At 71.2% G+C, this 9,206-nt stretch carries 7 protein-coding genes; 3 read left to right on the top strand and 4 right to left on the bottom strand.

Annotation, left to right across the window (positions count from 1 at the left end):
• Window positions 1-315: 315 nt before the first annotated feature.
• Window positions 316-1,452: a beta-ketoacyl-ACP synthase III gene (locus ACNFOC_RS45265; RefSeq protein WP_416964833.1), complete on the bottom strand. Its 1,137-nt coding sequence runs from the start codon at window positions 1,450-1,452 to the stop codon at window positions 316-318.
• 280 nt (window positions 1,453-1,732) lie between these two features.
• Window positions 1,733-2,575, bottom strand: a complete 843-nt coding sequence (locus tag ACNFOC_RS45270; RefSeq protein ID WP_416964834.1) for a helix-turn-helix transcriptional regulator — start codon at window positions 2,573-2,575, stop codon at window positions 1,733-1,735.
• Between the two features lie 201 nt (window positions 2,576-2,776).
• On the opposite strand from ACNFOC_RS45270, the gene ACNFOC_RS45275 reads away from it, so the two are divergent.
• From ACNFOC_RS45275 to ACNFOC_RS45285, 3 genes are read left to right on the top strand one after another with little or no spacing between them, the layout of a single operon-like run.
• Window positions 2,777-3,526 (top strand): SDR family oxidoreductase, encoded by a 750-nt coding sequence (locus tag ACNFOC_RS45275; RefSeq protein WP_416964835.1) that lies wholly within the window; start codon window positions 2,777-2,779, stop codon window positions 3,524-3,526.
• Window positions 3,527-3,534: 8 nt separating this feature from the next.
• Window positions 3,535-4,191, top strand: coding sequence for a TetR/AcrR family transcriptional regulator (locus ACNFOC_RS45280; RefSeq protein ID WP_416964836.1), 657 nt, complete (start codon window positions 3,535-3,537; stop codon window positions 4,189-4,191).
• Window positions 4,188-4,550 carry an antibiotic biosynthesis monooxygenase family protein gene (locus tag ACNFOC_RS45285; RefSeq protein ID WP_416964837.1) on the top strand — a complete coding sequence of 121 codons (363 nt, stop codon included), beginning with the start codon at window positions 4,188-4,190 and terminating at the stop codon, window positions 4,548-4,550. Before ACNFOC_RS45280 ends, ACNFOC_RS45285 begins: the two co-directional genes overlap by 4 nt.
• A gap of 47 nt (window positions 4,551-4,597) precedes the next feature.
• On the opposite strand, the gene ACNFOC_RS45290 is transcribed toward ACNFOC_RS45285, so the two are convergent.
• Window positions 4,598-7,150 carry a hypothetical protein gene (locus tag ACNFOC_RS45290; protein WP_416964838.1) on the bottom strand — a complete coding sequence of 851 codons (2,553 nt, stop codon included), beginning with the start codon at window positions 7,148-7,150 and terminating at the stop codon, window positions 4,598-4,600.
• A gap of 167 nt (window positions 7,151-7,317) precedes the next feature.
• Window positions 7,318-8,856 carry a PH domain-containing protein gene (locus ACNFOC_RS45295; RefSeq protein ID WP_416964839.1) on the bottom strand — a complete coding sequence of 513 codons (1,539 nt, stop codon included), beginning with the start codon at window positions 8,854-8,856 and terminating at the stop codon, window positions 7,318-7,320.
• Window positions 8,857-9,206 lie beyond the last annotated feature (350 nt).

Consider the following 9,206-nt stretch of genomic DNA (forward strand, 5'->3'; position numbering starts at 1 on the left):
CTGGCGGCACGTCAGCTCGCCACGACCACCAAGTCCGAACCGCAGATGCAGGCCATCACCTCGCGATGGCTGCTGAAGATGCTGCCCTGGGTGGACGTGCGACAGCGACCGCGCGTACACCGGAGTCACCCTGGCCGTGGCAGGCCGCCTTCACTGCTCGCGCTGCACGACCGGCGCGAGGGCCAGCGGGACTTCGGGGTGATCGAAGTTCCGGAACCGAGGCGTCCGACCTGTTTTTTGCGGTGCAGACGCCGATGGACGGGGGCGACGGGCACGCCCGGGGCCGGGCGAGGTGGGTCTCGGGCGGGGTGGGTCTCAGGCGATCTGGGTCCGCGGGGCCGGGTCGGCAGCAGGTACAGCCGGGTCCACAGCCCGTACGGCCGCGGCATCCGCGCCGGTTGTGTCGATGTGCGGCACGGTCGGCAGGTCCGGCCACACCAGGGCCGCCGAGCCCCAGGTGAGTCCGGCGCCGAAGGCGGTCAGCAACACCCGTTCGCCGGCGCGGAGTTCACCCCGCGCGGCGGCGTCGGCCAGGGCCAGCGGGATGGACGCGGCGCCGGTGTTGCCGACGCGCGCGATGTTGGTGACATGCCGTTCGCCGGATACCGGGATGCGGTCGCCGACGGCGGACAGGATGCGGGCGTTCGCCTGATGGGCGCAGAACCGGTCCACATCCTCGGCCGCCCAGTCCGCGCGCTTGAGCACGGTGTGGGCGGACTGGGTCATACGGATCACCGCATGCTGGAACACCTCGCGCCCCCGCATACGGAAGTAACGGTCGTCCGGGCCGAATTCACCGGGTCGCGAGCGCTCCCGCGCACCACCGCCGGGCACCTGGATCAGCTCCTCGCCCGAGCCGTCGCTGCCGAGGTCCAGCGCCAGTACGGCACCCGGCTCGTCGCGCTCACCGCGCCGTAGGACCACCGCGGCGGCGCCGTCGCCGAACACGATTCCGGTGGAACGATCCTGCGGGTCGAGCAGGGTCGAGTACACCTCGGCCGCGACCAGCAGGACACGGTCGGCGCACCCCGAGGTCAGAGCGCCGACGGCGGCGGCGAGGCCGTAGACGAAGCCGCTGCACGCGGCGGAGACGTCCCAGGCGGCGATCTCGCCGAGGCCGAGGCGCGTGGTCAGTCGGGGGGCCATGGCGGGCATCGGCCGGTCGGGGGTGGAGGTGGCGACGATCACGGTGTCGACCAGGGGTCCGCCGGCCATGGCGAGTGTGCGGCCGGCCGCCTCCAGCGCGAGGTCGCCGGTGGTCACACCCGGTGCCGCGCGGCGGCGCTCGCCGATGCCGGTGCGTCTGCGGACCCAGGCGTCGTCGACGTCCCACGCGGCGGGCAGGGCGTGGTTCGGCACCGCGTCCGGGGGGACGAAACCGGCGATGCCCTCGAGGACGGCCGTCTGCGGCGTTCTCAAGAGCGGGGCTGCGCTGGGCAGTCGGAAGGTCACACACGCCTCGATGGGGAAGTGATCTTGGACGAGCGTGCACGACTGTAGAACGGAACAAGATCGGCGCGAGGGCTGACGCGATGCGAACACGTGACCACTTTCGGCCTTTTTTCCGCAAAAGCGCAGCTCAGAGAGCGAAGTGAGGAAACGTTACGTCTGTTATGTCCCGCGTAGATCACCCGAAAGAGGGCGGTTGGAGGCGGCCGTTCGACGCACAACCGCCCCCGGGGTCATGTCAGTTCGGGGAGGACGGGCGAAACCGGCGCGCTGCGGAGTGAGTTCAGGGCGTGAGCTGCTGATGCCCTATGACGGAGAGCAGTTCGAGCTTGCCCTGGCTCTCCGTGCCGGGGCGGGCGGTCATGACCACCAGGGTCTGGGCGCGGTTCTCGGTGAACAGGACCTGCGCGTCGACGTCGATACGGCCGAGGGAGGGATGGAGGATCGTCTTGCTCTCGCCGTAGCGCTGGGCGACCTCCTGGAGTTCCCACACGCGGACGAACTCCGGGCTGTGTTCCTGGAGTTCGGCGACGATCCGGGCCGCCCGGGGGTCGCTGCCGCCGCCCGTGAGCGCGGCGCGGAGGCGGGCCGCCTGGGTGCGGCTGTGCCGGGGGTGGTCCTCCTCCGGGTACACCAGCCGGTCGGTGGGGTCGGTGAACCAGCGGTAGTAGGCGCTGCGGGCGAGGCCGGTGTGGCGCGTCTGGTCACCCAGCAGCGCGGTGGCGATCGGGTTCATGGCGAGGGTGTCGGCCATGTCGGTCAGCACGATCGCCGGGGTGTCGTCGTTCAGGCGCTCCAGGACCCGCAGCAACGCCGGGCTGACGTGCTCGGAGCGCTGGAAGCGGACCGGGGCGTTGTGGCCGATGAGCGTGAAGAGGTGATCGCGCTCGTCCGGGGTGAGCCGTAGGGCCCGGGCGAGGGCGGTGGTGATCTGCACGGACGGCTGCGGGGCGCGCTGCTGCTCCAGGCGGGCGTAGTAGTCGGTGGACATGCCGGCGAGCTGGGCGACCTCCTCGCGGCGCAGCCCCCGCGTGCGCCGGCGCGGCCCCTCGACCAGCCCGACGTCACGGGGTCGCAGCTCCTCGCGCCGCCGCCGCAGGAACTCCGCCAGCTCTTTCCGCTCCATGCCCGCCCGCGCCCTTCCTCGTCGGTGCCCTCGACCTGGACCGTCGACCTCGACCGTCGACTTCGATCTCCATCGTCGCCGCTTTCCGTCCGCCCAGCCAGGGATCCCCGATCCATGGACAAACCTTCCTCTCCCGCCCCCGCGCCCGCCTTCCTACGGTCGAGGCAGCAACGACCTGTGACCTGCGAGGAGAGACACCCCATGAAACTGACCGGCAACACCATCCTGATCACCGGCGGCACCTCGGGCATCGGCCTCGGTCTGGCCCTGCGCCTGCACGAGGCCGGCAACAAGGTGATCGTCGCCGGCCGCCGCAAGGAACTGCTCGACGAGATCACGGCCGAACACCCGGGCATCGAGGCCCTCGCCCTCGACGTCTCCGACCCGGCGTCGATCGCCCGCGCGGCGGAGCGGGTACGGACCGGGTATCCCGAGCTGAACGTCCTGGTCAACAACGCCGGCATCATGCTGCGCGAGAACCTCCTCGACCCGGCGTCCCTCCCGGTCGCCGAGGACCACGTCGAGGTCAACCTGCTCGGCACGATCCGGATGACGTACGCCTTCCTGCCGCTGCTGATGGGCAGGCCCGACGCGGCCGTCCTGAACGTCACCTCCGCGCTGGCGTTCGTCCCGCTGCCGATCACCCCGACCTACAACGCGACGAAGGCCGCGCTGCACTCCTTCTCCGAGAGCCTGCGCGTGCAGCTCGCCCAGGCGGACTCCGGCGTCCAGGTGATCGAGGTCGCGCCGCCGGGCGTGCGCACGACCATGCTGGACCAGGAGGACAACGAGGACTCGATGCCCCTGGACGACTTCCTCACCGAGACCCTCGACCTGCTGCGGGACGACCCCGACGCGAAGGAACTCGTCGTGGAACGCGCCCGGTTCGCGCGCGATGCCGAGTCCAACGGGTCGTACGACAACGTCCTCGCGATGCTCAGCGGCGTCTGACCGCGACCATGACACCCGACGAAGCACCGGCCGACGTACCGGACGGCAGCCCCGCCGAGCGCACCGAACGCGCTGACGCCGCCCGCAACCGGGTCCGGCTGCTGGAGGCCGCCGCCCGGCTGGTGGACGAGCGGGGCGCGGAGCACGTGACGATGCACGAGGTCGCGGAGGCGGCCGGGGTCGGAAAAGGCACGTTGTTCCGCCGGTTCGGCGACCGCGACGGGCTGCTCCTGGCCCTCCTCGGCGAGGCCGAGGCGGATTTCCACGAGGCGTACACCTCGGGTCCGCCGCCGCTGGGACCGGGGGCGCCCGCGAGGGACCGGCTGACCGCGTTCGGCAGTGCCCTGATCGAACGGGTCGCCGCCGACGCCGACTTGGGCGCCGAGCTGGGCCGGCAGGTACTCCACGAACGCCGGCACGCCTCCGACACCGGCCGCGCCTTCCACCACCACGTCTCAACTCTCCTCCGCGAGGCGGGAGTCGACGCGGACCCCGACATGCTCGCGCACGCGCTGCTCGCCTTCGCGAACTTCGAGACGGGGGACTATCTGCACGTCGGCTGCGGCATCCCGGTCGCCCGGCTCCAGGCCACCTGGGTGGACCTGGTGAGACGGGTGACCCACGACGGAACCGGGCCGGCGCCGACTGGGAGAATGAACCCATGAGCATCGTCAAGATCAACGTACTCACCGTCCCCGAGGAGCAGCGCGAGACGCTGGAGAAGCGCTTCGCGAACCGGGCCGGGACGGTGGACGGCTCGGACGGCTTCGAGTGGTTCGAACTCCTCCGTCCCGTCGAGGGCACCGACACCTACCTCGTCTACACGCGCTGGCGCGCCGAGGAGGACTTCCAGAACTGGATGTCGGGGATGGGGCAGGCCGCGCACCGGGGCGGGCCCCAGCAGGGCTCCGCGCAGGGATCCGCGCAGGGATCCCCGCAGGGTGAGCGACCCAAGCCCGCGGCGACGGACTCGACGCTGTGGACGTTCGAGGTGGTGCAGCAGGCCGGTCCCAAGGAGAGCTGACCAGCCCGCTACCTGACGGTCGGTTCCCAACTGCCGCTTCCCGCACCTCAGTTCCTGACCGTCAGGTACAACCACCCTCCCCACGTGCTCACGTTGGTCGTGTCCTTCGCGCTCGCCACGTACTCGGTCCGCACCCGGAACTTCTGGCCGACCGCGTTCGTGAGGCTGAGGTGGGTCACCCCGACGCTGCCCGGGGCCAGGGAGAAGCAGCTCGACGTGGTCAGTGTGTGCCAGGCCTTGCTGTAGTACTCCTGGGCCTGGAACCGCATGCACTGCCCGGACTTGTCGGGCGACACGGTGCCGGACACCTGTGGCTTCACCGTGTGGTGGTAGACGCGGTAGGTGACCGAGCCGTACTTGGTGCTGGTGTAGTAGCCGCCCAGCTTCTCGGCGATCCCCACCTGGTCGTGGACGGCACGGGTGGCCGTCGCCGGGGCGTAGCGGTAGTCGCCCGCGAAGGACGCCGTGAACGTCGTGTTGTGGGTGAGCCTGTACGTCGCCTTCAGGTTGCCCGCGCTGTCGACGGCCGCGGTCTTCACCAGCGTCTTCCTGCCGCCCGCGGGCGTCGCCCAGATCGACACCGTACGGCTGTTGTACGTCGTACCGAGGTGGGCGGTGACGGTGGCCGTCGCGCCGTAGGTGTACGTCGACTCGTTGCTGGTGACGGACACGGCCGTCGCGGCGCGGGACACCTGGACGGTCGCGGACGCGGTGGTCGCCTGGTGGGCGGTGTCGCCCGGGTAGCTCACCGTGTAGGTGTTGGCGCCGCCGATGGACGGGGTGTCCTTGACGCTGATCTTGCCGTCCGTACCCACAGGAACCGTCCATGTGACGGGAGTTGTGGTGTGGGCCAGGTCCGTGCGGGACACGGTGACCGTCTCGCCGGCGGGGTACGGGGCGTCGCCCAAGGTGCCGCCGAAGGTCAGCGCGGCGCCGCGGGTGGCGGTCGTCGGGGCCTTGAGGGTCAGGGCCGGGGTGTACGGCGAGACGGTCAGGGACGGCTCGTTGGCCGAGGGCTGGTACATCGCGTCGCCGGCGAAGGAGACGCGGTAGGTGAACCATCCGGTGGTGTCCGGGGCGTCGCTGACCGTGTACTGCGACGTGACCGGATCGACTGCCACGGACGGGAGTTGGACCGTCTCCTGGGTGTCCTCGTCCGTCCGGGACACCTGGAGGGTCGTGCCCTGGGGGAAGGTGCGGAAGTCCACCGAACTCAGGGTGCCGGTGAAGACCACCGAGTGCGGCTTGGCCGAACTGATCTCCGGGTAGCCGACGGTGGTCGGCAGCCGTGCCACGTCCAGCTTCATCGAGGTCGTCGCGGGCCGGTGCGCCGCGTCGCCGGCGTACGACACCTGGTAGGTGTACGCACCCTCGTCGGACCGGGTGTCGGTGAGCGCGAACGTGCCGTCCGCGCCGACCGTCGCGTCGGGCAACTCCGTGCCGTCACGGGTGACTTGGAGCTTCGCTCCGGCCGGGACGAAGCCCTTGGTGGTGACTGAGCCGGTGAGCGTGAACTGCCGGGTGGGGACCGCTCCCGTGGGATTCAGGGCCAGTTGGGTGTCGGTGAGCTTGGGCGCGCTCAGCACGTTCAGGGTGTAGGCGCCGGAGGTGTCCTGCGTGACTCCGTAGAGCGTTCCGCCGTCGCCTCCCCACATCAGGCCGTCGGGGGCCAGGGTTCCGGCGGGCAACTTGACGTATTTCTCGGCGAGTTGGGAGCCCGCGTAGAGGTACACCCCGGGCGCCGAGCCCTCGGTGCTGCCGACGGCGATCGTGCCGTCGGTGTCGAGAGTGAGCGAGTTGGGCGCGGAGGGGATTCCGCCCGTGTAGTACACAGAGGGGTTGGCCATCGCCATGTCCGCCGTGCGGTAGGCCCGTAGGGCGACGTCGCCGGACGTGGCGAGCAGCACCTGCTTGCCGTCGCCGGTGACCTGGAACCCGGTGGTCGGACCGCCGGAGACGCCCAGGTGGGTCATGGCGACCGCCGTACCGGAGGAGACGTCGAAGGTGGCCACGTCGGTGGTGCTCGTGCTCATCTCCCCGGCCGCGAGGACACCGCCGCCCGTCGCGAGCTGCGGCGCGGCGGGCCAATTGGCCAGCACCGACTGGGGTGTCGCGACCGGTTCGGCGGCGGCCGGGTCCACGGACCCGACGGCTCCCCTGCCGTCCACCGTCGCGCCGTACCAGACCTTGCCGCCCGCCACCGCGACGGAGACGGGCCCGCTGCCGGTCCCGGTCGCGTAGCGCGCGGACTCGGTCAGCGTCGCCGTGTCGATCGCGGCGACCGCGTCACCGTCCGCGAGGGCCGCGTACAGCGTGCCGCCGTCCGGCGACAACGCCAGCCCCGTGGCGCCCTGTTCGCCGGTGATCGTGGTGACGGGGTCACCGGCCAGGTCCGTCACCACGATGCCGGTCGAACCGGCGCCCTGGCTGAAGAAGAGGTGCTGGTGAGCGGTGTCGACCAGCAGGTGCGCGTAGTGGGACAGCGGCAGCGCGGCCGTACTGTCGGCCCACGCGGCGGTGCCGGTGAGGCCGAGGGTCGCGGTGGTCAGCCCGGCGACGACCGATATCGCCGCCGTGAGCGAGACCTGCTTGAGGCGCATGAAGCTCCTGTGGAAAGTGTGAACAAGCAGGTCGGACGATAACTCCCGCGAGTGACAACCTTCCCTACAGGAATTCCATGTCCTGGCAAAGAACCTCTTCCCGACAAAGAACCTCTTCTACGACACCCCGGGAACAGCCTCTCTACGACGCCCTGGCAGCAGCCTCTCTACGACGGCTCCCGCACAGCCGTCCTCAGCTCGCGCAGCACCAGCGCCAGGTCGTCCGGCGCCGCCGCGAGCCTCACCGGCCGCCCCCCGTCGTCGAGTTCGGCGACGTGCCAGCCGCTGGGCACGGTGTCGCCGTCGCCGCCGCGCACCCGTCGTACCGTCCGGACGGTGAGCCGTTCCACCGGGATCCGGCGGGCCGCGAACCGGCCCGGGCCCGGCGTCACCGCGGGCGGGCCGTCGCCGAGGGCGATGTGGGTGCCGAAGCCGTGCGGGTTGTAGTCGGTGTGCTCCAGGAACCGGGCGGACAGGAACACCTCCCCGTCCAACTCCGGGAGTTCCGCGGTCACTTCAGCCGGTCGGGGTGCGCGGACGCGGGTCGCGCGCCAGGCCCGTCCGAGGAGCGCTGCCGTGCCGAGCGTGCCCGCCGCCGCCCACGTGATCGTCGCGGTGGAGGCGAACAGGGTCGTGGGGTGGAAGTAGCAGAGGGGCAGCAGCCACAGGGCCGTACCGGCGAGCGCGAACCCGAACGGCAGGGCGGAGGGCAGGACTTCGTCGTCGGGGAGGCGGCGGCCGCGCAGGCTCAGCAGCACCCGGGCGCCGGCGTAGCCCGCGGCGAGAGCGGCGAGAGCCGCGATGGCGGCCAGGTCTCCGGCGGACTCGACGTGCTCGCGCCAGACGTACCGCGATCCGGTGATCGCCATCAAGTCACTGCGCCAGAAGGTCAGTCGGACCTTGTCCCCGGCGTGGAAACCGTCGGCCGCCTCGCGCGAGACCGCGGTGCGCTCGAAGGGCCGGTTGTCCGTGAAGTACACCCAGCTGATCTTCTTGGGCCGGTTGGGGTCGGTCCGCGCGATCACGGCCGTCATGTAGGTCAGACACTCCCCGCGCTCCGCGACGGGCGTCGCGGCGGTGCACGGGCGGGCCGCCTCCCACGCCCGCTGGTCCGCCGCGACGCCCGACACGGACGCCGCCAGCACGACCGCCCCGATGAGCAACGCCACGCACCAGCCCGCCGCCACGGCCAGGACACGGCCGGCGCTGCGGTCCGAGATGACGCGGACGCTCTCCGAAACCGGCTCCGGTACGTCGGTTCCGTAGCGGTGGTGCAGCGCGCGGAGGGCGTCCAACTGGTCGTGGAAGTCCAGGAGGGAGGACGAGTCCGTCGGCAGCGGCAGGGTCCGTCTGTGTCCGTTCCGCAGCAGCACGCTGACGTGACGGCTCAGGCCGCCCCGCGAGTGGCTCCTCAGCGCGATGTGCAGATCGGCGACCTCGTACCACGGCACGCTCCAGCGGCGCAGCAGCGTCCGGGACCGCAGCCCGTACGCGCCGGCGTCCACCCGGGCGGTGACCACGTGGAGCGCCACGAGACCGACGAAGGCGAGCGCCGCGCCGGGGATCAGCACCCACAGCGCGTCCGGTCCGCGGTACACCGTCCACACCACCGCGGCAGCCACCCCCGCCGCCGCGAACACGACGGAGAACCACAGGGCGCGGCGCGAACGGGCGCGGCAGGTCACGTCAGGGACGACATCGGTCATGACGTGAACTCTCCCCGGCCCGCACGGCAGGCGCTTGTGCGATCTCCGGCAGTCTTCCGGCAGGCCAGGTTGCTCACAGGAGGCAAGGAGAGGGCGAGAAGAGGGCTGGAAGGGGGTGAGAAGGGGCTAGAAGGGGGTGAGAAAAAAGAGGCGCGTGAGATGTTTGAACCGCCGCGAAGCGGTGAGGCGAGCCGAATGCGCGCTTCTCCCACCGCCTCCGCCCAGTCCACCGAGGCCGAACCGTCGGACCGGCGCGAGACCGCGCGGCGGGCGCTGGCACGCCGCGGACTGTGGTGACGGGGAGAGGAACCGCCGTGCACATCGTGTTGGTGGACATGCCGTGGTCGTCG

Source organism: Streptomyces colwelliae, assembly GCF_048158785.1.
Taxonomy (GTDB): Bacteria; Actinomycetota; Actinomycetes; order Streptomycetales; family Streptomycetaceae; genus Streptomyces.